Annotated in this window: 19 protein-coding genes and 1 riboswitch; of the genes, 12 read left to right on the top strand and 7 right to left on the bottom strand. The window is 74.5% G+C overall.

Features of this window, described 5'->3' with window-relative positions:
• Nucleotides 1–21 precede the first annotated feature (21 nt).
• Both ACYVGT_RS19840 and pyrR read right to left on the bottom strand, forming a co-directional pair.
• Nucleotides 22–990 (bottom strand): aspartate carbamoyltransferase catalytic subunit, encoded by a 969-nt coding sequence (locus ACYVGT_RS19840; RefSeq protein ID WP_460860609.1) that lies wholly within the window; start codon nt 988–990, stop codon nt 22–24.
• Entirely contained in the window at nt 990–1,553 is a 564-nt protein-coding gene (pyrR, locus tag ACYVGT_RS19835; protein WP_460860708.1) for a bifunctional pyr operon transcriptional regulator/uracil phosphoribosyltransferase PyrR, read from the bottom strand. Before pyrR ends, ACYVGT_RS19840 begins: the two co-directional genes overlap by 1 nt.
• A 590-nt stretch (nt 1,554–2,143) precedes the next feature.
• On the opposite strand from pyrR, the gene bldD reads away from it, so the two are divergent.
• Nucleotides 2,144–2,638 (top strand): transcriptional regulator BldD, encoded by a 495-nt coding sequence (gene bldD, locus ACYVGT_RS19830; protein WP_460860607.1) that lies wholly within the window; start codon nt 2,144–2,146, stop codon nt 2,636–2,638.
• Nucleotides 2,639–2,986: 348 nt separating this feature from the next.
• A complete protein-coding gene (locus ACYVGT_RS19825; RefSeq protein WP_460860604.1) occupies nt 2,987–3,613 on the top strand; it encodes a GNAT family N-acetyltransferase in 627 nt (208 codons plus the stop codon).
• Here the strand turns inward: ACYVGT_RS19825 and metF are convergent.
• Nucleotides 3,513–4,484 carry a methylenetetrahydrofolate reductase [NAD(P)H] gene (gene metF, locus ACYVGT_RS19820; RefSeq protein ID WP_460860600.1) on the bottom strand — a complete coding sequence of 324 codons (972 nt, stop codon included), beginning with the start codon at nt 4,482–4,484 and terminating at the stop codon, nt 3,513–3,515. The genes ACYVGT_RS19825 and metF overlap by 101 nt on opposite strands.
• Before the next feature lie 231 nt (nt 4,485–4,715).
• On the opposite strand from metF, the gene ACYVGT_RS19815 reads away from it, so the two are divergent.
• The 3 genes from ACYVGT_RS19815 to ACYVGT_RS19805 all read left to right on the top strand — a co-directional run bounded on the left by ACYVGT_RS19815 (nt 4,716) and on the right by ACYVGT_RS19805 (nt 8,237).
• Nucleotides 4,716–5,786 carry a polyprenyl synthetase family protein gene (locus ACYVGT_RS19815; protein WP_460860598.1) on the top strand — a complete coding sequence of 357 codons (1,071 nt, stop codon included), beginning with the start codon at nt 4,716–4,718 and terminating at the stop codon, nt 5,784–5,786.
• Nucleotides 5,787–6,012: 226 nt separating this feature from the next.
• The gene (locus tag ACYVGT_RS19810) at nt 6,013–7,305 is read left to right on the top strand and encodes a DUF418 domain-containing protein (RefSeq protein ID WP_460860596.1); all 1,293 of its coding nucleotides are present in this window, start codon (nt 6,013–6,015) and stop codon (nt 7,303–7,305) included.
• Nucleotides 7,306–7,352: 47 nt separating this feature from the next.
• Complete coding sequence (locus ACYVGT_RS19805; RefSeq protein WP_460860594.1) at nt 7,353–8,237, top strand: NmrA family NAD(P)-binding protein; 885 nt, start codon at nt 7,353–7,355, stop codon at nt 8,235–8,237.
• A 38-nt stretch (nt 8,238–8,275) separates the two neighbouring features.
• Here the strand turns inward: ACYVGT_RS19805 and ACYVGT_RS19800 are convergent, their stop codons facing one another.
• The 3 genes from ACYVGT_RS19800 to ACYVGT_RS19790 all read right to left on the bottom strand — a co-directional run bounded on the left by ACYVGT_RS19800 (nt 8,276) and on the right by ACYVGT_RS19790 (nt 11,514).
• On the bottom strand, nt 8,276–9,931 hold the full coding sequence (locus ACYVGT_RS19800) for a long-chain fatty acid--CoA ligase (RefSeq protein ID WP_460860592.1): 1,656 nt from the start codon (nt 9,929–9,931) through the stop codon (nt 8,276–8,278).
• Nucleotides 9,932–10,192: 261 nt separating this feature from the next.
• Nucleotides 10,193–10,852, bottom strand: coding sequence for a thiamine phosphate synthase (thiE, locus tag ACYVGT_RS19795; protein ID WP_460860590.1), 660 nt, complete (start codon nt 10,850–10,852; stop codon nt 10,193–10,195).
• A gap of 302 nt (nt 10,853–11,154) precedes the next feature.
• Nucleotides 11,155–11,514, bottom strand: a complete 360-nt coding sequence (locus ACYVGT_RS19790; protein ID WP_460860588.1) for an Rv2175c family DNA-binding protein — start codon at nt 11,512–11,514, stop codon at nt 11,155–11,157.
• A 104-nt stretch (nt 11,515–11,618) separates the two neighbouring features.
• Nucleotides 11,619–11,729: riboswitch (TPP riboswitch) on the top strand.
• On the opposite strand from ACYVGT_RS19790, the gene thiO reads away from it, so the two are divergent.
• The 6 genes from thiO (at nt 11,727) to ACYVGT_RS19760 (ending at nt 17,681) form a co-directional block, all read left to right on the top strand.
• The gene (gene thiO, locus ACYVGT_RS19785; RefSeq protein WP_460860586.1) at nt 11,727–13,019 is read left to right on the top strand and encodes a glycine oxidase ThiO; all 1,293 of its coding nucleotides are present in this window, start codon (nt 11,727–11,729) and stop codon (nt 13,017–13,019) included. It overlaps the preceding riboswitch by 3 nt.
• Before the next feature lie 38 nt (nt 13,020–13,057).
• Nucleotides 13,058–13,258, top strand: a complete 201-nt coding sequence (gene thiS, locus ACYVGT_RS19780; protein WP_460860583.1) for a sulfur carrier protein ThiS — start codon at nt 13,058–13,060, stop codon at nt 13,256–13,258.
• 8 nt (nt 13,259–13,266) lie between these two features.
• Entirely contained in the window at nt 13,267–14,091 is an 825-nt protein-coding gene (locus ACYVGT_RS19775) for a thiazole synthase (RefSeq protein ID WP_460860581.1), read from the top strand.
• A gap of 11 nt (nt 14,092–14,102) precedes the next feature.
• The gene (gene pknB / locus ACYVGT_RS19770) at nt 14,103–16,073 is read left to right on the top strand and encodes a Stk1 family PASTA domain-containing Ser/Thr kinase (protein WP_460860579.1); all 1,971 of its coding nucleotides are present in this window, start codon (nt 14,103–14,105) and stop codon (nt 16,071–16,073) included.
• 275 nt (nt 16,074–16,348) lie between these two features.
• A complete protein-coding gene (locus ACYVGT_RS19765; protein ID WP_460860707.1) occupies nt 16,349–16,981 on the top strand; it encodes a response regulator in 633 nt (210 codons plus the stop codon).
• Between the two features lie 88 nt (nt 16,982–17,069).
• Nucleotides 17,070–17,681, top strand: coding sequence for a Uma2 family endonuclease (locus ACYVGT_RS19760; protein ID WP_460860577.1), 612 nt, complete (start codon nt 17,070–17,072; stop codon nt 17,679–17,681).
• Nucleotides 17,682–17,747: 66 nt separating this feature from the next.
• Here the strand turns inward: ACYVGT_RS19760 and glpK are convergent, their stop codons facing one another.
• On the bottom strand, nt 17,748–19,226 hold the full coding sequence (gene glpK / locus ACYVGT_RS19755) for a glycerol kinase GlpK (RefSeq protein ID WP_460860575.1): 1,479 nt from the start codon (nt 19,224–19,226) through the stop codon (nt 17,748–17,750).
• Nucleotides 19,227–19,520: 294 nt separating this feature from the next.
• Between glpK and ACYVGT_RS19750 the strand changes: the two genes are divergently transcribed.
• Entirely contained in the window at nt 19,521–20,546 is a 1,026-nt protein-coding gene (locus ACYVGT_RS19750) for a 6-phosphofructokinase (protein WP_460860573.1), read from the top strand.
• Nucleotides 20,547–20,727 lie beyond the last annotated feature (181 nt).

The raw sequence follows: 20,727 nt of genomic DNA, 5'->3' as shown, positions 1-20,727 counted from the left end.
CGTGGTCGTCGCGGGGCGGGTTCAGGTGCCGCCGGCCGGCTGCGCCGCGGCGCGCGCCGGCGGGGCGGGCTCCAGGGCCGGCTCGGAGCCGCCGAGCAGCAGGTAGAGCACCGCCATCCGGACGCTCACCCCGTTGGCGACCTGGCGGGCCACCGTGGTGCGCGGGCCGTCGGCGACGTCGGCGGAGATCTCCATCCCGCGCACCATCGGCCCGGGGTGCATCACCAGGGCGTCCGGCGCCATCGCGGCGAACCTCGCGGCGTCCAGCCCGTAGCGGCGGCTGTACTCCCGCGCGGTGGGGAAGAAGGCCTCGTTCATCCGCTCGGCCTGTACCCGCAGCATCATCACGACATCGCAGCCGGGCAGCGCCGCATCCAGATCGTAGGAGACCGCGCACGGCCAGGTGTGCACCGACACCGGCAGCAGCGTGGGCGGCGCGACCAGGGTGACTTCGGCGCCGAGGGTGTGCAGCAGGTGCACGTTGGAGCGGGCCACCCGGCTGTGCAGGATGTCGCCGACGATGGCGACGCGCAGCCCTTCGAGCCGGCCGGTCGCCTCGCGCATGGTGTAGGCGTCCAGCAGGGCCTGGGTGGGGTGCTCGTGGGTGCCGTCGCCGGCGTTGAGCACCGAGCCGTCGACCCACTCGGAGAGCCGGTGGGCGGCGCCGGAGGCGCCGTGCCGGATGACGACCGCGTCGGCGCCCATGGCCTGCAGGGTGAGCGCGGTGTCCTTGAGGCTCTCGCCCTTGGCGACGCTGGACCCCTTGGCGGAGAAGTTGATCACGTCGGCGGAGAGCCGCTTGGCCGCCAGCTCGAAGGAGGTGCGGGTCCGGGTGGAGTCCTCGTAGAACAGGTTGACGACGGTGCGGCCGCGCAGCGTCGGGACCTTCTTCACCGAGCGGTCGGCGACCCGGGCCAGCTCCTGGGCGGTGTCGAGGATGTGCAGGGCGGTGCCGCGGTCGAGCTCGGCGGCAGACAGCAGGTGGCGCATCAGGACTCCCCTCCCCCGGCGTGCCCGGTGCCGCCGGCGCGCGGCTTGGCCGGGCCGAGCAGGACGGCGTCGCGGCCGTCGGTCTCGGCGAGCCGCACCGCGACCGACTCGCGCAGCGAGGTCGGCAGGTTCTTGCCCACGTAGTCGGCGCGGACCGGCAGCTCGCGGTGGCCCCGGTCGACCAGGACGGCGAGCTGGACCGCGCGCGGGCGGCCGAGGTCGTTGAGGGCGTCGAGCGCGGCGCGCACCGTGCGGCCGGAGAACAGGACGTCGTCGACGAGCACGACGGTGCGGCCTTCCACCCCCTCGTCGGGGATCTCGGTGCTGCCGAGCGACCGGGCGGGCGCCATGTGCAGGTCGTCGCGGTACATCGTGATGTCGAGGGCACCGCACGGGACGGTGTGGCCTTCGACGCGCGCGATGCGCTCGGCGAGCCGGCCGGCGAGCGGCGCGCCGCGGGACGGGATGCCGAGCAGCGTGACGTCGGCGGCGCCCTTGGTGCGCTCCAGGATCTCGTGAGCGATCCGGGTCAGTGCCCGGTCGATCTCCGGCCCCTCCAGCACGGGGCGGAGCTCCGGCGCGCCGCCCAGCGGCGCCTCCCTCACTGGATCACCTTCCGCGCGTTTTTGAGCACACAAAGTAATGACCCCCTTCCCTGCCTCGCAGAACAGGACGTTAAAGGATGTCGAACGGCCTCACGCTACCAGCGGCGACCCCGCAGACCCGCCGGGACGGCGGGGTGAACACCGGCAAATATGACGCTCGCCACAGGCAAAGGGGTTGACACCCCCGTGCGCACGGGCGGGCGGGGTGCGCACCCCCGTTCGGACTGCGCGCGCCCCAAACGTGAAACCTCCTACCGCTGCGGGCTTTTCGCATTCTCCCCCGGCACCTTGACGGCCGTCGCCGCCCGTAATGAGAGGCCTCTCACTTACACACGGTTTGGCCACTGAATCGTCGCTTTTCCGCCCAACGGCTTGACCTGGCGGCACGACCGCCGTACGGTCACTGTCCGTAACCAAACTGGGCTGGGTCGCACCGCGCATCCCCCGCGCAGCGACGCATTCCGCGCGGTCCGGGGGCGACAACCGGAGGGGCGAGCACCCACCACGCCCCGCACCAGCCACCTCACGGCCGGGGAGCGACGAAGAAAATGCCATCCGAATACGCCAAGTCCCTCGGCGCGCGACTGCGCGCCATCCGCACCCAGCAGGGGCTCTCCCTGCACGGTGTGGAGGAGAAGTCCCACGGCCGCTGGAAGGCCGTCGTGGTGGGCTCCTACGAGCGCGGCGACCGGGCCGTCACCGTGCAGAAGCTCGCCGAGCTCGCGGACTTCTACGGGGTCCCGATGTCGGAGCTCCTGCCCGGAGGCGCCGCACCCGCACCGCTCGGCCCCACGCCGAAGCTGGTCATCGACCTGGAGCGGATGCAGCAGCTGCCGCAGGAGAAGGCGGGGCCGCTGGCGCGCTACATCGCCACCATCCAGAGCCAGCGCGGCGACTACAACGGCCGGGTACTGTCCATCCGCCAGGAGGACCTGCGCTCGCTCGCGGTGATCTACGACCGCTCGCCGGGCGACCTCACCGAGGAGCTCATCAACTGGGGCGTGCTCGACCCCGAGGCGCGCCGCGCGGTCGACGCGTTCTGAGCGCCCGCCCGCGCGCGGCCCGCGCCGCCGGCTCCAGGGGGCGACCTGGAGCCGACCAGCGGCCCTCGGCCCCGCCCGGCACCCTGCCCCGCCACCGGCCATGAGAACGGCCGGGCAAGAGGCTTCCCCTCCCCCTGCCCGGCCGCAGCCGCCCACCCGCGAGCGGACCGGCATGCCGGATCCGTTCGAACTGGTGTGCGAACACGCCAAAGATTAGTGGTCCCGCGCGCACCGCGTCAAGGCGCGGCCGCCCAGCGCACAGGCGTTCTGCGGGATGCGCTCCGGCACCGGTCCGGCAGTTGCCGCACTCGTCCGCCGCGGACCGCGCCTCCGGCGTAGGCTGGCCGCGTGGAGACCGACATCGAGCTGCGCGAACTCGCGCCGCCGGTCTTCGTCGCCGCCCTGCCAGCCCTGCTGGAGGTCTACACGGCGGCGATGGCCCCCGACCCCGCGCAGCTGCCGGGGCGCCGCAGCGTCATGGAGCAGCACGCGGCGTTCCCCCGGTTCCGCGCCCTTGTTGCGGCCGCGCCGGACGGCGCGGCGGCCGGGTTCGCCTACGGGTTCCGCGGCGCCGGCGGCCAGTGGTGGCACGACGTCGTCACCGCCGAGGTGCGCCGCCGGCGGCCGCGGGCCGCGCGGCGCTGGTTCGACGACGCCTTCGAGATCGCCGAGGTGCACGTGCACCCCGACTACCAGGGGCGCGGCACCGGGCGGCGGATGCTGGAGCAGCTCGCGGCGGGCCGGACCGAGCGGACGGCGGTGCTGTCCACCCCGGTCGGCCCGTCGCCGGCCCGCGGCCTCTACGAGACCGCGGGCTTCGTCGACGTCCTCGCCGAGTTCGCCTTCCCGGGCAGTCCGGACCGCCCGTTCGCGGTTATGGCCGCGCCGCTGCCGCTGCCGCGGCGGGGGCTGGTGCGGCAGCGCTCCGCGGGGCGATCCGCTGGTAGATCTCGCGGGTGGCGGTGGACTGGTTGAAGGTGATGAAGTGGATGCCCGGTGCTCCCTCGTCGAGCAGCCGCTCGCACATCCGGGTCGCCTGGTCGATGCCGAGTGCGCGGACCGCCTCCGGGTCGTCGGCGACCTTCTCGAACTCCGCCGCCAAGTGGCGCGGGAACGGCGCACCGGAGAGCTGCTCGGAGCGCTCGATGGTGGCGGTCTTCACCACCGGCATGATCTCCGGGATGATCGGCACGTCGCAGCCCTTGGCGGCGACCCGGTCGCGCAGCCGCAGGTAGTCGTCGGCGTCGAAGAACATCTGGGTGATGGCGTAGTCGGCGCCGGCCCGGCACTTGCGGACGAAGTACTCGGTGTCGGCCTCGACATCCGCCGAGCGGGGGTGCTTGTAGGGGAACGCGGCGACCCCCACGGAGAAGTCGCCGGCCTCCTTGATCAGCCGCACCAGCTCGTCGGCGTACTCCAGGCCCTCGGGGTGCTTGACCCACTCGCCCATCGGGTCGCCGGGCGGATCGCCGCGCACGGCGAGGATGTTGCCCACGCCGACCCCGGCGAACCGGCCGACCAGGTGGCGCAGCTCGCGGACGGAGTGGTTCACCGCCGTCAGGTGGGCGACCGGCAGCAGTGTGGTGTCGGTCGCCATCCGCTCGGTGATCTCCACGGTGCGGTCCCGGGTTCCGCCGCCGGCGCCGTAGGTCACTGAGACGAAGGAGGGCCGCAGCGCTTCGATCTCGCGGATGACCGTCCACAGCTTGCGCTGGCCCGCTTCGGTCTTCGGAGGGAAGAACTCGAAGGAGAATGTCGGTTCGCCGGCGGTGAGCAGGTCCGTGATGCGCCGGGGCCGCGGAGCGGGCTCGTGCGCCGATTCGGTGCTTGTCGGTGAGCCAAACATGGCCTCCACCTTAGCTGCCCCGGCCCCGCGCGTCCCAGGCCAGGCCCCGCCCCGCCGCAGCTCCGCTGTTCACGCGCCCTCCGGCGGGCCGCTCGGGGGCGCCCCGCACCGCCCGGAGCGCGCCGTGCGCCGGGCGCTGCGAACGGGGCGGGGCGGCGGCTTCCCGCCGCCGCCTGCAGGCTTCCCGGGAGCCGGTCACGGCCCCTGCCGCGGTGCGGATAGCCTGCGGTCATGTCCTCCTCCGCTGTCACTCCCGTCGCGTCGCTGCGCCCCGCGGTCGACACCGCCCTGTCCGGTTTCCTTGCGCAGCGCCGTGCGCAGCTGCTGGACATCGCGCCGGAGCTGGCGCCCACCGCCGACGCGCTGGAGGCGATGCTGACCGGCGGCAAGCGGCTGCGGCCGGCGTTCGCCTACTGGGGGTGGCGCGGCGCCGGCGGCGCCGACGGTCCCGAGATCGCCGCCGCGGCGGCGTCCCTGGAGCTGCTCCAGGCGTGCGCGCTCGTCCACGACGACGTCATCGACGGCAGCGACACCCGGCGCGGCATGCCCGCCACGCACCGCCGGCTGGCTGCGCTGCACACCGGGCAGGGCTGGCACGGCTCGGCCGACGGGTTCGGCAGCGGCGCCGCGATCCTCATCGGCGACCTGGCACTGGCCTGGTCGGACGAGATGTACTGGGGCAGCGGGCTGGAGCTGTCCGCGCTCGCCGCCGGCCGCCCCGCCTTCGACGCCATGCGCACCGAGGTGATGGCCGGCCAGTACCTGGACATGCTGGAGCAGGTCCGCGGCGGTGAGACCGTCGAAGCCGCGCTGCGGGTGATGGACTTCAAGGCCGCCAAGTACACCGTGGAGCGGCCGCTGCACATCGGCGCCGCCCTGGCCGGCCGGGCCGCCGCGCTGACGCCGGTCTACACCGCCTACGGCCGCTCCCTCGGCATCGCCTTCCAGCTGCGCGACGACGTGCTCGGCATGTTCGGCGACCCCGCGGCCACCGGCAAGCCGGCAGGCGACGACCTGCGGGAGGGCAAGCGGACGCTGCTCGTCGCCGAGACGCTGCGGCGCGCGCCGGAGGCCGACGCCGCCGAGTTCCGCCGGCGTCTGGGCGACCCGGAGATGAGCGCGGAGACGGTGGACTGGATGCGCGGCGCAACCGAGTCCTGCGGGGCACTGGCCGCCTGCGAGCAGCGGATCGACGCGCTGGTCGCCGAGGCGTCGGCGGCGCTGGAGTCGCCGCTGATCGAGGAAGAGGCGCGTGCTGCGCTGGCCGACCTGACCGTGGCCGCGACCTCCCGCACCTCCTGACCGGGTCCCCTCAGGGACGCCCCTCACACGCCGCCCGGCGCAGCTCAGCGGGCTCCGGCGCGGCCCGAGGGGGCCCACCGCGGCGCCCCGCAGCGGGCCGGCCCCCGCCGTCCGGTATCGGGGGGATCCCGCACCGGCTCCGGGGACGCTGCCCTCCACCGGGTGGAGGGGCGGGTCGGCCAGCCGGAGGATACGCAGCGTGGCGGAACCGGGAGAGGGTTGGCCCATGGACGACCACTCCCCGGGCCGCGCCGCCGCGGCCGCTCCCCCGGGCGCCGCACCCGGCGCCGCTCCGATGCGCGGGCCCACCCGCGACACCGAGCGCTCCCTCGCCCCCGACCTGGCACGCGGCGCGATGCTGCTGCTCATCGCGCTCGCCAATACGCCCTTCTACCTGTGGGGCCGCGCCCACTCCATCGCCGGCTTCCACCCGCTCGACGGCGGCGTCCTCGACCGGATCGTGCAGGCCACCCTGATCATCGGCGTGGACCTGCGCGTCTACCCGATGTTCGCGTTCCTCTTCGGCTACGGCATGATGCAGATCCTGCAGCGGCAGCGGGCGGCCGGGGTGTCCGAGCGCGCGGCGCGGGCGCTGCTGCGCCGCCGCAACCTCTGGCTGCTGGCGTTCGGCGCGGTGCACGCGCTGCTGCTCTGGGTCGGCGACGTGCTGGGGGCCTACGGTTTCGCCGGCCTGGTCATCGCCGCCCTGTTCATTCGGCGCAGCGACCGGACGCTGCTGGTGTGGGCCGGGATCGGCACCGGACTGCTGGCGCTGTTCGCGCTGCTGGGCACGGCGGGCGCGTGGGCCGTCGCGGTGTACGCGCCGAACACGCCCGCGGAAGCCGCGCCGGCCATCATGACCGCTTCTGCCTCGGAGACCGACCCGTTCGCCGCGGCGCTGCTGCGGATCACCACGTGGCCGATGCTCGCCGCGGTCCAGGGGGTGTTCGGCCTTGCCTCACCGGTCGCGATCATCCTCGCGTTCTGGGCGGCGCGCCGGCGCATCCTGGAGGAGCCGTGGAACCACCTGCGGCTGCTCCGCTGGACCGCCGCCATCGGGATCGGGACCGCCTGGGCCACCGGACTGCCGCACGCGCTGCACCACGTGGGCCTGTATGACATCCCCGAAGGCGCCTCCTGGGTCTTCGCCACGACCCAGCTGCCCACCGGGCTCGCCGGGGGCATCGGCTACGTCGCGCTGTTCGGGCTGATCGCCGCGCGGCTGCGGAACCGTCCGCCGGGGCTCGCCCGGCGCGCCTCGGTCGCGGTCGGCAAGCGCTCGATGTCGGCCTACCTCGCGCAGTCGGTGCTGTGCGCGCCGGTGCTGGCCGGCTGGGGCCTGGGGCTGGGCGCTTCGATGGGGAGCTGGACCATGGCGGCCTACGCCCTGGCAGTCTGGCTGGTGACCGCGGCCGGCTGCCTGGCGCTGGAGCGCGCGGGGCGGCGCGGACCGGCCGAGACAGCCCTGCGCAGACTCGCCTACCGCAGCGCACCGGTCGGCGCGGGCACGACGCGCTGACCGACCGGTTCGTGCGCCCCGACCGGCGTGCGGCGACAATACTGGCCATGGGTGACGATCAGGCGAAAACACACACGATCGCGGTGACCGGCGCAACCGGCGCCGTCGGGGGGCGGGTCGCAGCGCGGCTCGCCCGCCGCGGTGCAGCGCAGCGGCTCATCGTGCGCGACCTCAACCGCGCCCCGGAGCTCGCCGGCGCGGCCGCGGCGATGGCCGCCTACGAGGACGAGCGGGCCATGCAGCGCGCGCTGCGCGGCGCGCAGACGCTCTTCCTGGTCTCGGCCGCCGAGTCCGCGGACCGGGTGGACCGGCATATCGGCGCGGTCGACGCGGCCGTCGCGGCGGGGGTGGTCCGGATCGTCTACCTGTCCTTCCTCAACGCCGGCCCGGCGGCCACGTTCACGTTCGCGCGGGACCACTTCTTCACCGAGGCGCACATCCGGTCGACCGGTGTGGAGCACGTGTTCCTGCGCCCCTCGCTCTACCTCGACCTGCTGCCGCTGTGGGCCGACGGCACGGGCGTCATCCGCGGCCCGGCCGGCACCGGGCGGGCCGCCTGGGTCTCCCGCGACGACATCGCCGACGCCGCCGCCGAAGTGCTGCTGGACCCCGGTACGCACGACGGGAGCACCTACGACCTCACCGGCCCGGAAGCGGTCACCCTCGGTGAGACGGTGCGCCGGCTGACGTCGCTCACCGGCAAGACCATCCGCTACGTGCCGGAGACATGGGAGGAGGCGCTGGCCTCGCGCCGCGCCACCGGTGCCCGCGAATGGGAGGTCGTCGGCTGGGCCAGCTCCTATGCCGCGATCGCCGCGGGCGAACTGGACGAGGTCTCGCCCGCCGTCGCCGACCTCACCGGCCATCCGCCCCAGACGATCGAGGGGTTCCTGCGCCGCCACCCCAGTGCACTGGCGCACGTCGAGCCGTGACCTGCGGGCCCGCCCCGCGCGGGGCGGGCCCGCACGCCCTAGCCCCGCTCTTCCTGCACGTCGAGGGCGCCTTCGGCGTAGCGGGCGCGCAGCCGCTTCTTGTCGAACTTGCCGACGCTGGTCTTGGGGACCTCCTCGACGAAGGCCCACCGCTCTGGCAGCTGCCAGCGGGCCACCGCGCCGTCCAGGTGCGCACGCAGGGCAGCCGCGGACGGCTCCGCGCCCGGCCGCGGCACGACGGCCACCAGCGGCCGCTCGTCCCAGCGCGGGTCGGGGACGGCGATCACCGCGGCCTCGGCGACGTCCGGGTGGTCCATCACCCGGTTCTCCAGCTCAACCGAGGAGATCCATTCACCGCCGGACTTGATCACGTCCTTGGCGCGGTCGGTGAGGCGGAGGAAGCCGTCGGGGTCGATCGAGCCGACGTCGCCGGTGCGCAGCCAGCCGCCGGTGAACCTCTCCGGGTCGGGGTCGCGGTGGTAGGCGCCGGCGACCCACGGGCCGCGCACGAGCAGCTCGCCGACAGAGGCGCCGTCGTGCGGGACGGGGGTGCCGGAGTCGTCGGCGAGGCGGCCCTGCACGGCCGCCGGCAGGCGGCCCTGGGACAGCCGGTAGGACCAGCGCTCCTCTCCTTCGGCGCCGGCCGGAGCGTGCGCGACGCTACCCAGCGGCGAGGTCTCGGTCATGCCCCAGGCGTGCAGGACGGGGGCCCCGTAGCGCTCTTCGAAGGTGCGCATGAGCGCGGGCGGGCACGGCGCCCCGCCGACGACGACGCGGCGCAGCGACGAGACGTCGCGCGGTACCGCCTCCAGCTCCTGCAGCAGGCCCTGCCAGATCGTGGGCACGGCCGCGGCGAGGGTGGGCCGGCCCTGGCCGATCATGTCGGCGATCGCAGCGGGCTGCAGGTGGCGGTCGGTGAGGTGCAGCGAAGCGCCGACCATCAGCGCCGCGTACGGCAGCCCCCAGGACATGGCGTGGAACATCGGGACGACGGCCAGCGCGCGGTCGGACTGGGCCAGGCCCTGCCCGTCGGACATGCACACCTGCATCGAGTGCAGCCAGATGGAGCGGTGGCTGTAGGCGACGCCCTTGGGGTCGCCGGTGGTGCCGGAGGTGTAGCAGAGCGCGGCGGCGTCGCGCTCGTCGGCGGCGGGCCAGGGGAACTCTTCGGGCCGGCCGCCGATGAGCTCTTCGTAGGCGTGCACGGCGATCCCGGTGCCCGCCGCCTCCGCGGCCAGCGCCGCGGCCGCACCGGCCCCGCCCTCCGCGTCCTCCACCACGATGACGTGCCGGACGGTGCTGAGCCGCGGCAGCATCGGGGCCAGCAGCGGGACGAGGCTGGCGTCGGCGATGACGGCGCGGTCCTCGGCGTGCTCGGCGATGTAGGCGATCTGGTCGGCGTGCAGCCGGATGTTGAGGGTGTGCAGGACCGCGCCCATGGCGGGCACGGCGAGGTAGGCCTCGAGGTGTTCGCGGTTGTTCCACTGGAAGGTGGCGACCCGCTCGTCGCCGGTGATCCCGAGCTCGCGCAGGCCGTGCGCGAGCTGCGCGGCACGCCGCCCCACCTGGTCGAAGGTGCTGCGGCGGAACCCGCCGCCGGTCCAGGTGGCGGCCTCGGACCGGCCGTGCACGGTGGTGCCGTAGCGGACGAGGTCCGCCACTGACAGAGGGACGTCCTGCATGCTGCTGCGCATCGGCCCGCCTTTCCGCCGGCTCCGCCGGCGCCCGACTCGGCTGTGACGGCGGTCACCCGCCGTTCGGACCGAACGTAAGAACGACCGGTCGGTCGGTGAAGATCCGGCCCCCGATCGTTACCCAACGGACGCCGCCCGCTCCGCGGCGGGGGCAGGGGCCGCCGGCGCGGACGGCGCGGCGGACGGAGCCGCCGGAGCTGCGGTGCACGCCGGCGCCGGGGAACCGGCGCGGATCAGCAGCCGTGGCCTCCTGCTGCGGGATCAGGCGCCGCCGGCGGCCGCGGCGAGGCGGCGGGCGAGGGCGGCGGCCGCGGCCTCGGGGTCGTCGGCTTCGGTGATGGCGCGGACGACGACGGCGCGGCGGGCGCCGGCGCCGATGACGTCGGCGAGGTTGTCCTGGCCGATGCCGCCGATGGCGAACCACGGCCGGCCGCCCGCCAGTTCGGCGGCCCGGCGCACCAGGTCCAGGCCCGCCGCGGGGCGGCCGGGCTTGGTGGGCGTCGCCCAGACGGGCCCGACGCAGAAGTAGTCCGTGCCGGGCTCCTCGGCCGAGGCGGCGGCCGCCTCCGCGGTGTTGTTCGAGCGGCCGATCACCGGGCCGTCGCCGATGATGGCGCGCGCGGCCCGCACCGGCAGGTCGTTCTGCCCGAGGTGCAGGACGTCGGCGCCGGCCGCGTGGGCCAGGTCGGCCCGGTCGTTGACCGCCATCAGCGCGCCGTGCCGCGCGCAGGCGGCGCGCACTGCGGCGAGCGCTTCCAGCTCCTGGCGGGCTTCCAGCCGCTTGTCGCGCAGCTGGACGACGTCGACACCGCCGGCGAGTGCCGCATCGAGGAAGGACTCCAGGTCCCCGCGGTCGGATCGGGCGTCGGTGCACAGGTACAGGCGGGCGCGGGCGAACCGCTCGCGGACGGTCGGGCTCATGGGGCCTCCTGGGGGTGGGCGCCCCGCGCGCGGCGCGGGGCGGTGCGGAGCCGCTGGGGGCAGGCCGGGGGGCGCGTCCGCCACTGTCCGGGGTTCACCGCCGGGCGGCGAGGTCCGGGGGGCACCGGGCCGCCCCGGCAGGCGGGCGCACGGCCGGCAGCCGGAGGCCCTGCTGGAGCGGGGCCGGCCGCGGGCCTGGACGGCACCCTCCCCCGGCGGCTGCGGAAGCGCGGTGTGCCGGGGGCGGCCGCCGCGCCGGACGCAGCGGCCGCCCCCGGCGCGGGGACTCGGGCGGGGCGGGCCTACAGGGCCAGCGCCTGCGCCCGGCGGCGGACTTCGGTGCCGCGGTTCTCGATCAGCGCCTGGACCGGGCTGCCGGGCAGGGTGGGGTCCTCGGTGAACAGCCAGGCGAGCGCCTCCTCGTCGGAGAAGCCGCAGTCGGCCAGGACGGTGAGCGTGCCGGGCAGGCCCTTCACCACGTCGTCCCCGGACAGGAACGCGGAGGGGATCTGCAGCTCGCCCGCGCGGCGGATGCCGATCAGCCTGTGGTCGCGGATGAACTGCTTGACCCGGTTGGGCGAGACGCCCATCCCGGTCGCGGCGTCCCGCAGGGTGGTCCAGTCTCCGACCAGGTCGTCGATGCTCTTGTCGTTCTCGTTCACACCCCCAATGTGCCATATCCGCGCGTCAGCGCGGCGCCGCTCGGGCCCCGGCCGGGCCGCTCCCGCGCGGGGCGCGGTGGCGCACCGTGCCTAGAATGGGGGGAGAACATCCCCGCGGGAGCCGGGTGGGACCCGGCTGAGAGGGGGGCTGCGAGCCCTCGACCGCAGAACCTGATCCGGGTCATTCCGGCGAAGGGAGTGGAGGAGCACCTATGCCCCCGACACCGTCCGGCCCCGAGGCGCCCGGCGCTGCGGCAGCGGCCGCCGCGCCGCCCGGCGGTTCCGGAGCCGTCTTCGACGTGGTGGTGGCCGGCGGCGGGCTGATCGGCCTCGCCACCGCCTGGCGGGCCGCGCGGCGCGGCCTGCGCACGGCGGTCGTGGCACCGGCCGCCGAGCCGAATGCGGCCTCGACCGTCGCCGCGGGCATGCTCACCCCGGCCACCGAGGCGGTCTTCGGCGAAGAGGAGCTGATGCGCTTCGCCGCGGTCTCCCGCGACCGCTATCCCGGTTTCATCGCCGATGCCGAGGCCGACGCCGGCGAGGCAGGCTGCGCCGGCTTCAGCACCGCCGGCACGCTGCAGATCGCGTTCGGCGCCGACGACATCTCCCGCCTCACCGAGCTCGGCACGCTGCACGCCCGGCTCGGGATGGACGCCGAGCGGCTGACCTCGCGGCAGTGCCGCAGGCTGGAGCCGCTGCTCTCCCCCGACGTACGCGGCGGCCTGCACGTGCCCGGCGACCACTCGGTCGATCCGCGGCGGCTCCTCGCGGCGCTGCGCCGGGCCGGAGCGGCCCGCGGCGTGCGGCGGATCACGGGCAGGGCCACCGCTCTCGCCGCTGCCGGAGGGCGGGTGCGCGGCCTCTACACCGACTCCGGCGCGCTGGTCCGCGCTGAGCAGGTCGTGCTCGCCGCCGGAGCCTGGACCCCGTCCATCGGCGGCCTGCCGCCGGGGCTGGTTCCGCCGCTCCGCCCGGTCAAGGGCCAGCTGCTGCGGCTGCGCACCCCGCCGGGTGAACCGCCGATCGTCGGCCGCACGGTGCGCGGCCTGGTCCGGGGCGTACCGGTGTACCTGGTGCCGCGCGCCGACGGCGAGATCGTCGTCGGCGCCACCCAGGAGGAGGTGGGCGCCGACACCCGGCTCACCGCGGGCGGCGTCTACCAGGTGCTCCGCGACGCGCACACCCTGGTGCCCGGTGTGGGCGAGCTGGAGATCGCCGAGGCCTGCGTCGGCCTGCGGCCGGGTTCGCCGGACAACGAGCCGCTGCTGGGCCCGGCCGGCGGCGGCCCGGAGGGGCTGCACCTCGCCGCCGGGCACTTCCGGCACGGCGTGCTGCTCACCCCGGCGACCGCCGACGCGCTGGCCGCGGTGCTCGCCGGCGACCCGCTGCCGGACCACGCGCGGCGCTTCGCCGCGGCGCGGTTCGGCGCCCCTCCCGGCCCGGAGGGCGCGGAGCAGCCGCCGCAGGACCGGGCCCCGGCCGGACGCGCCGGGGCAGCCCGCTGACCGCCCAGCAGCACGAGTACCGAGAAGGAGCCGCAGCCGTGGAGATCACCGTCAACGGAGAACACCGGGCCTACCCCGACGGCAGTACCGTCGGCGATGTGGTCCGCGCCCTGACACAGGCGCCCGGCGGGGTGGCCGCCGCCGTCAACGACGCGGTCGTGCGCCGGGGGTCCTGGGACAGCGCGCCGCTCGCCGACGGGGACCGCGTCGACGTCGTGACCGCAGTCCAGGGAGGGTGAGGACACCGATGACCGAGACCACCGCACCCGCGGCCGCCGCGACCGGCCCGGCACCGGGCTCCGCAGCGGGCTCCGACCCGCTGGTCATCGCGGGCCGGTCCTTCGGCTCGCGGCTGATCACCGGCACCGGCGGCGCCCCGTCGATGGCGGTGCTGGAGCAGGCGCTCCTCGCCTCGGCCACGGAGCTGACCACGGTGGCGCTGCGCCGCGTCACGCCGGGCACCGAGGGCTCGGTGTGGGACCTGCTGTCCCGCAACGGCATCGCGCCGCTGCCCAACACCGCCGGCTGCTTCACCGCGGCGGAGGCGGTCCGCACCGCGCAGCTGGGCCGCGAGGCCCTGGAGACCGACTGGGTCAAGCTGGAGGTGGTCGCCGACGAGCACACCCTGCTGCCCGACCCGGTCGAGCTGCTGGACGCGGCCGAGCTGCTGGTCGACGACGGCTTCACCGTGCTCCCCTACACCAACGACGACCCAGTGCTGGCGCGCCGGCTGGAGAACCTCGGCTGCGCCGCGGTCATGCCGCTGGCCGCACCGATCGGCTCGGGGCTGGGTATCCGCAACCCGCACAACCTCGAACTCATCGTGGAGCAGGCGTCGGTGCCGGTCATCGTGGACGCGGGCATCGGCACCGCGAGCGAGGCCGCGCAGGCCATGGAGCTGGGCTGCGACGCCGTGCTGCTCGCCACCGCGGTCACCCGCGCACAGGATCCGGTGCTGATGGCGCAGGCGATGCGCGACGCCGTGCGTGCGGGGCGGAGCGCGCGCCGCGCGGGCAGGATTCCGGTGCGGCGACACGCCCAGGCGTCGTCCCCGCCGGTCGAACACCCCTAGACTGCGCTTCTGTGGACAAGACGACTGCCGACCCGCTGATAGGGGCGACGCTCGACCGTCGCTATGTCGTCGAGTCGCGCATCGCGGGCGGCGGTATGGCCACTGTCTACCTCGCCCACGATCTGCGCCTCGACCGCCGGCTGGCGCTGAAGGTCATGCACCCCTCGCTGGCGCAGGACCCCGAGTTCGTCCGCCGCTTCATCAACGAGGCGCACTCGGTGGCCCGGCTCTCCCACCCCAACGTCGTCCAGGTCTTCGACCAGGGCGAGGACCAGGGCCACGTGTTCCTCGCGATGGAGTACGTGCCCGGGCGCACGCTGCGCGACATGCTCGGCGCGATGGGGCGGTTCGGCGTGCGGGAGGCGCTGCAGGTCATGTCCGCGGTGCTGTCCGCGCTGAGCGCGGCCCACCAGGCCGGCATGGTGCACCGCGACGTCAAGCCGGAGAACGTCCTGCTGACCGATGACGGCGGCGTGAAGGTGGCCGACTTCGGCCTCGCCCGCGCCGTGGAATCCTCCGGCCAGGGGCAGACGAAGACCGGCACCCTGATGGGCACGGCCGCCTACCTCGCACCGGAGCAGATCGAGCGCGGCGCCGCCGACGCGCGCAGCGACGTCTACGCGGCCGGCGTGATGTTCTACGAGCTGCTCACCGGCTCCCAGCCGCACACCGGAGACAGCACGATCGCGGTCGCCTATCAGCACGTGAACGAGGACGTACCGCGGCCGTCCCGGGTGGTGTCGGGCGTGCCGCCCGAGGTGGACCTGCTGGTCACCCGCGCCACCGAGCGCGACCCGCGGTACCGTCCCGGCGACGCCGGCCAGTACCTTTCCGCGCTGCTGCAGGTCACCGGCGGCACGCCGGAGTCCGGTCCGAACGCTTCCCTGGCCGCCGCCCTGCCGCAGCATGTCCCGGCCGGCGGCACCGCGCCGCGGCACGACACGCTCGTCTCCGACCTGCCGCCGCCCCCGGCGGCCGGGGACGGCGCCGACTCCGCCGCCGGTACAGACGCCGGCGGCGGCCGCCCCGGCGGCTACGGCTTCTGGATGCGCAACCGCGTCCCGCTCGGCATCGCCGCCGCAGTCCTGGCCCTGGTGCTGCTGGGGATCGGCTGGTGGAGCTTCTCCGGCCGCTACGAAGCGGTGCCGGACCTGGTCGGCGCGGAGCGCGAGGAGGCGGCGCGGGTACTGGCCGAGGCCGACCTGAAGCTGACCGTCTCCGAAGAGCAGGTGTACAGCGACGACGCCGCCAAGGGCGAGGTCGCCGAAGCGTCCCCGGCCGCTGGCGAGCGGATCCTGCCCGGCGAGACGGTCACCGTGAACCTGTCCAAGGGCCCGCGCACGGCGGAGCTGCCGGACGTGGAGGGCACGCCGGTCGAGAACGCGCGCAAGGCGCTCGAGGACGCCGGTTTCACCAACCTGAGCGAGACCGAGGCCGATTCCCGCGACGCCGATCCGGGCACCGTCCTGTCGACCGACCCCGGCCCCGGGGCCGACGCGGACCGCGAGGCGGCGGTCGAGCTGACGGTCAGCACCGGTTTCGAAGTGCCGGACGTGACCGGCAAGGACGAGCAGCCCGCCCGCGAGGAACTGGAGGCCGCCGGCGTCGCGGTCTCGGTGGAGCAGGACTCCAGCGACGACGTCGACGAGGGCAAGGTCATCTCGCAGGACCCCGAGGGCGGGACCAAGGTCGGCGCCGGGGACGAGGTCACCCTCACCGTGTCCACCGGACCGGAGGAGATCGAGATCCCCGACCTGGTCGGCCGCCCGGTCGAGGATGCGCAGAAGGAACTGGAGGACCTCGGGTTCACGGTCAAGGTCACCGTCGTGATCGGCGGCGACCGGGTGGCCGACTACACCCCGAAGGGCCCGGCCCGCAAGGGCGACGAGGTCGAGCTCATCGTCAACCCGTTCGCCCCCTCGGAGCCGAACGGACCGCCGGAGGACCGGCCGCCCAGAGGCGGACCGCGCGGCGACGACTAGGTTGTGTTTGGTGGATGGCGCTCGTCGCGGGCGGCGCCGGCGCCGGTGCGCCGCAGGGCGGTGATCCGCCCGGCACGCCCTGGCGTACCCGTGCAGCGAGCGGGAGCCGGCGGAGTGGGACCGCGCCGCTGCAGCGCCGCCTGCGGGCTCCTGACGGGGCCCTGGCGCGCCGGTAGGGTTCGCTCATGGAATCCCCCGGAGCACAGGGCCGCGACGGCGGCGCGGCTGGCGCAGACGCCGGTGCGGCGGACGGCGGAGACGCGGAGATCCGCATCATGGTCGTCGACGACCATCCGATGTGGCGCGACGCGATCGCCCGCGACCTGGCCGAGGCCGGCTTCGACGTGGTCGCCGCTGCCGGTGACGCGGCGAAGGCGGTCAGGGTCGCGCCGGCGGCCCGTCCCAGCGTCGTCCTGCTCGACCTCCACCTGCCCGACGCGAGCGGGGTGGAGGTGACGCGCGCGCTGCTCGGCGGCGACGCGCCGCCCCGGGTGCTGGTGCTGTCGGCCAGCGGCGAGCAGCAGGACGTCCTGGACGCGGTGAAGGCCGGCGCCACCGGCTACCTGGTGAAGTCGGCCTCCCGCGAGGAGCTGCTGGACGCGGTGCGCCGGGTGCACCGCGGCGCGGCCGTCTACACGCCGGGCCTGGCCGGCCTGGTCCTCGGCGAGTACCGCCGGATGGCCGCCGCCCCGGAGCCGGACGCCGCCGGCGCCCCCGAGCTCACCCAGCGCGAGACCGAGGTCCTGCGCCAGGTCGCCAAGGGCCTCGCCTACAAGCGGATCGCCGAGCGCCTCGGCATCTCCCACCGGACGGTCCAGAACCACGTCCAGAACACGCTCGCCAAACTCCACCTGCACAACCGCGCCCAGCTGGTCCGCTACGCGATCGAGCGCGAGCTGGACACGTAATCTGGGTACGGGATCAGAGATTCCGCTGCGCAGCGGCGGCGCGGGGCTCCACACTCTCGGGAGGCACCTCTTGGTACGAAGGAGCGAAATGCCGATTACCGCTGAACGGCCGACTGGAACGCCGGCCGCGGAACGGGCGGAGCAGCAGGTCGGACGGCACGGCGATCAGCTCTTCGCGACCCTGGACCAGCTTGAGGTGCCGGATGGATACCGGGCAGAGATCCTGGGAGACGAAGGCATCGTGATGTCCCCGACCCCGAGCGGCAAGCACCAGCACAACGTCTGGCGGCTGCGCACCGCTCTGGACCCGTATCTTCCTTCGGAGACGCGGACCGAAGACCATTTCGAAATCCGAATGGATCGAACAACCCGTGCAGTGATCCCGGATCTGTTTGTAGCTCCCACCGAGGTGCTCGCAACCGATGATCACTCGATTGGGCCAGAGCACGTCCTCCTCGCCTCGGAGGTTGTCTCACCAGGGAGCAAGGTGCAGGACCGCGAGCGGAAGCTCGCCGTCTACGCCCAGGCCCAAATCCCGCTCTATCTGCTGATCGACCCCCTGACGGGCACGGTAACTCTGTATTCGACCCCCCGCGACGACGGTTACATCGAAGACGAACGGGTCGCTTTCGGAAAGCCGCTGACGCTGCCGGAGCCTTTCGGGACCCAGCTGGATACCGGGATATTCACCGCCTACTGACTGCCGAGAACGTACCGGGGGCGGCCGGCCTGGCGCCGCCCCCGGGTCCGGCTGGGTCCACCCGAATCAGCCGAGCTCCGCCCAGCCCTTGGAGCGCTCGACCGCGGCGCGCCAGCGGTCGTAGGCGGCGTTGTCCTGCTCGGCCGGCGCGAAGCGGTGGTCGAGCTTCCAGGTCTCGCGCAGCTCGTCCGTTGAGGACCACACGCCGGTGCCGAGGCCGGCGAGGAACGCGGCGCCCAGCGCCGTCGTCTCCTGCACCTGGGGCCGGGCCACCGGGACGCCGAGCTGGTCGGCCTGAAGCTGGCAGAGCAGGTTGTTGGAAGAGGCCCCGCCGTCCACCCGCAGTTCGGGAAGGCTCGTGGCGGAGGCGCGCTCCATGGCCTCGGCGACGTCGCGCACCTCGAACGCGATCGCCTCCAGCGTGGCCCGCACTAGGTGCGCGCGGCCGGTTCCGCGGGTGATGCCGAAGATCGAGCCGCGGGCGTGCGGGTCCCAGTCCGGTGCGCCGAGCCCGGTCAGGGCCGGCACGAACACCACCCCGTCGGAACTGGAGACGCTGCGGGCCAGCGCCTCCGACTGCGGGGCGCTGTCGATGAGGCCCAGCCCGTCGCGGAGCCACTGCACCGCGGCGCCGGTCACGAAGATCGAGCCCTCCAGCGCGTACTCCACCCGGCCGTCCGGGTGCTGCCACAGCACCGTGCTGAGCAGGCCCTGCTCGGCCGGCACCGGCTGCTCCCCGGTGTTGACCAGGATGAACGAGCCCGTGCCGTAGGTGCACTTGGAGTCACCCGGCGCGTAGCAGGTCTGGCCGAACATGGCGGCCTGCTGGTCGCCGGCGATGCCCGCGATGGGCAGCCGCAGGCCGAGGAACTCGTCCGGGTCGCTGACGCCGATGTCGCCGTAGGAGGGCACCACCTCGGGCAGCGCCGCCATCGGGACACCGAACAGCGCGCACAGCTCCTCGGACCACTGGCCGGTCCGGATGTCGTAGAGCAGCGTGCGCGAGGCGTTGCTGGCGTCGGTGACGTGCCGGGCGCCCGCGGTCAGCCGCGCCACGATGTAGGAGTCGACGGTGCCGACGACGGTCTCGCCGGATTCCACGCCCGCCCACGCACGCGGATCGTTCCGCTTGATCCAGGTGAGCTTCGTGCCGGTGAAGTACGGGTCGAGCCGGAGACCGGTGAGCTCGGTGACGCGCGGTTCATGCCCGGCGTCGGCGAGCTCGCGGCAGATGTCGGCGGTGCGCCGGTCCTGCCAGACCACGGCGCGCCGCGGCGACGAGCCGCGTTTGCGGTTCCACAGCACCGCCGTCTCGCGCTGGTTGGTGATGCCGATGCAGGTCGGTGTCGTACCGGAGGCGTCGATGGCGGACCGGCAGGCGGCGAGCGTCGCCTGCCAGATCTCCTCGGGAACGTGCTCGACCCAGCCCGACTCCGGGTAGTGCTGCGGGAACTCCTGGTATCCCTTGGCGAGGACGCGGGCGTCCTCGCCGACCACGAGGGCCGTGACGCCAGTGGTTCCGGCGTCGATCGTCAGGACGGACATGTGTTGGCCTCCAGTGCGTCGGGCGACTATGGTCTAGACCATGCGGGCGGCGCCGGCGTGGCGCAGAGCCTTCCCGACGTGCCGCCGCAGGCAGTGACTTACCCGGAGCGGCCCGACCGCAACGCATGGGCGCGTGCGTCCGTGATGCCGGTCACACCGCTGCCGATAGGCTGACGCCGGCGGGCTTGTGGGTCAAGGGTTCTCTACGCCGGCGCGCGGCGCCCGCGGCGCCCTGCTTACCGGATCCGGGCGGCAGGCGCGGACACGATCACACAACATCGAGGAGGAGCCCGCATGCGAGTCGGGGTGCTGACCGGCGGCGGCGACTGCCCGGGGCTGAACGCCGTCATCCGGGCGGTCGTCCGCAAGGGCATCAATGACTACGGCCACGAGTTCGTCGGGTTCCGGGACGGCTGGCGCGGTCCGCTCGAGGGCGACACGATGGCGCTGGACCGGGCCGCGGTCCGCGGCATCCTGCCGCGCGGCGGCACGATCCTGGGGTCCTCGCGCACCAACCTCATGAAGATCGAGGGCGGCGTGGAGCGGGTCAAGGACAACATGGCCGGGCTCGGCATCGACGCGCTCGTCGCCATCGGCGGCGAGGACACGCTCGGTGTCGCCGCGCGCCTGACCGAGCAGGGCGTGAACGTGGTCGGCGTCCCCAAGACGATCGACAACGACCTCAACGCCACCGACTACACCTTCGGCTTCGACACCGCGGTGAACATCGCGATGGAGGCGATCGACCGGCTGCACACCACCGCCGAGTCGCACCACCGCGCGCTGGTCGTCGAGGTCATGGGCCGGCACGCCGGCTGGATCGCGCTGCACTCCGGCATGGCCGCGGGTGCCAACGTGATCCTGATCCCGGAGCGCCCGTTCGACATCGACGAGGTCGTGGGGCTGGTGGAGAGCCGCTTCCGCACCCAGTACGCGCCGATCATCGTGGTGGCCGAGGGGGCGCACCCCAAGGAAGGCCAGATGGAGCTGTCCACCGGCGAGCGCGACGCGTTCGGCCACGTCCGCCTCGGCGGCATCGGCCAGCGCCTCTCCGAGGAGCTGGAGCAGCGCACCGGCAAGGAGGCGCGCTCGGTGGTGCTCGGCCACGTGCAGCGCGGCGGCACGCCGTCGGCGTTCGACCGGGTGCTCGCCACCCGGCTCGGCGTGCACGCGATCGACGCGGTGCACAGCCGCGACTGGGGCAAGATGGTCGCCCTGCAGGGCACCGACATCGTCCGGGTGCCGCTCTCCGCGGCCACCGACGAGCTCAAGACCGTCCCCGCCGAGCGCTACGCCGAGGCCGAGGTCTTCTTCGGCTAGGGCGGGTTCCCCTCCCCGCCTGGCACTGGGGCCGGCCGGCAGCGGATCGCCCGGCCGAGCGCGCCGTGCCCCGGCCGGCCCCCGCCCACGCGGCCCCTCCCGCTCCGGCGGCGCCGGTCCAGCATCCGGACCGGCGCCGGCGGAGCGCAGCAGCGGGCGGCGGCGCCGCTGAGCCGCCGCT

Source organism: Nocardiopsis coralliicola (assembly GCF_054779695.1).
This window is presented reverse-complemented; position numbering and strand designations above follow the sequence as displayed.

Coding starts and splice junctions, on each gene's coding strand:
- metF (WP_460860600.1), bottom strand. CDS start 4,484: ATGTTTGGCTCACCGACAAGCACCGAATCGGCGCACGAGCCCGCTCCG.
- bldD (WP_460860607.1), top strand. CDS start 2,144: ATGCCATCCGAATACGCCAAGTCCCTCGGCGCGCGACTGCGCGCCATC.
- ACYVGT_RS19815 (WP_460860598.1), top strand. CDS start 4,716: ATGTCCTCCTCCGCTGTCACTCCCGTCGCGTCGCTGCGCCCCGCGGTC.
- ACYVGT_RS19800 (WP_460860592.1), bottom strand. CDS start 9,931: ATGCGCAGCAGCATGCAGGACGTCCCTCTGTCAGTGGCGGACCTCGTC.
- glpK (WP_460860575.1), bottom strand. CDS start 19,226: ATGTCCGTCCTGACGATCGACGCCGGAACCACTGGCGTCACGGCCCTC.
- ACYVGT_RS19810 (WP_460860596.1), top strand. CDS start 6,013: ATGGACGACCACTCCCCGGGCCGCGCCGCCGCGGCCGCTCCCCCGGGC.
- ACYVGT_RS19805 (WP_460860594.1), top strand. CDS start 7,353: ATGGGTGACGATCAGGCGAAAACACACACGATCGCGGTGACCGGCGCA.
- ACYVGT_RS19750 (WP_460860573.1), top strand. CDS start 19,521: ATGCGAGTCGGGGTGCTGACCGGCGGCGGCGACTGCCCGGGGCTGAAC.
- thiE (WP_460860590.1), bottom strand. CDS start 10,852: ATGAGCCCGACCGTCCGCGAGCGGTTCGCCCGCGCCCGCCTGTACCTG.
- ACYVGT_RS19775 (WP_460860581.1), top strand. CDS start 13,267: ATGACCGAGACCACCGCACCCGCGGCCGCCGCGACCGGCCCGGCACCG.
- ACYVGT_RS19760 (WP_460860577.1), top strand. CDS start 17,070: ATGCCGATTACCGCTGAACGGCCGACTGGAACGCCGGCCGCGGAACGG.
- ACYVGT_RS19840 (WP_460860609.1), bottom strand. CDS start 990: ATGCGCCACCTGCTGTCTGCCGCCGAGCTCGACCGCGGCACCGCCCTG.
- thiO (WP_460860586.1), top strand. CDS start 11,727: ATGCCCCCGACACCGTCCGGCCCCGAGGCGCCCGGCGCTGCGGCAGCG.
- ACYVGT_RS19765 (WP_460860707.1), top strand. CDS start 16,349: ATGGTCGTCGACGACCATCCGATGTGGCGCGACGCGATCGCCCGCGAC.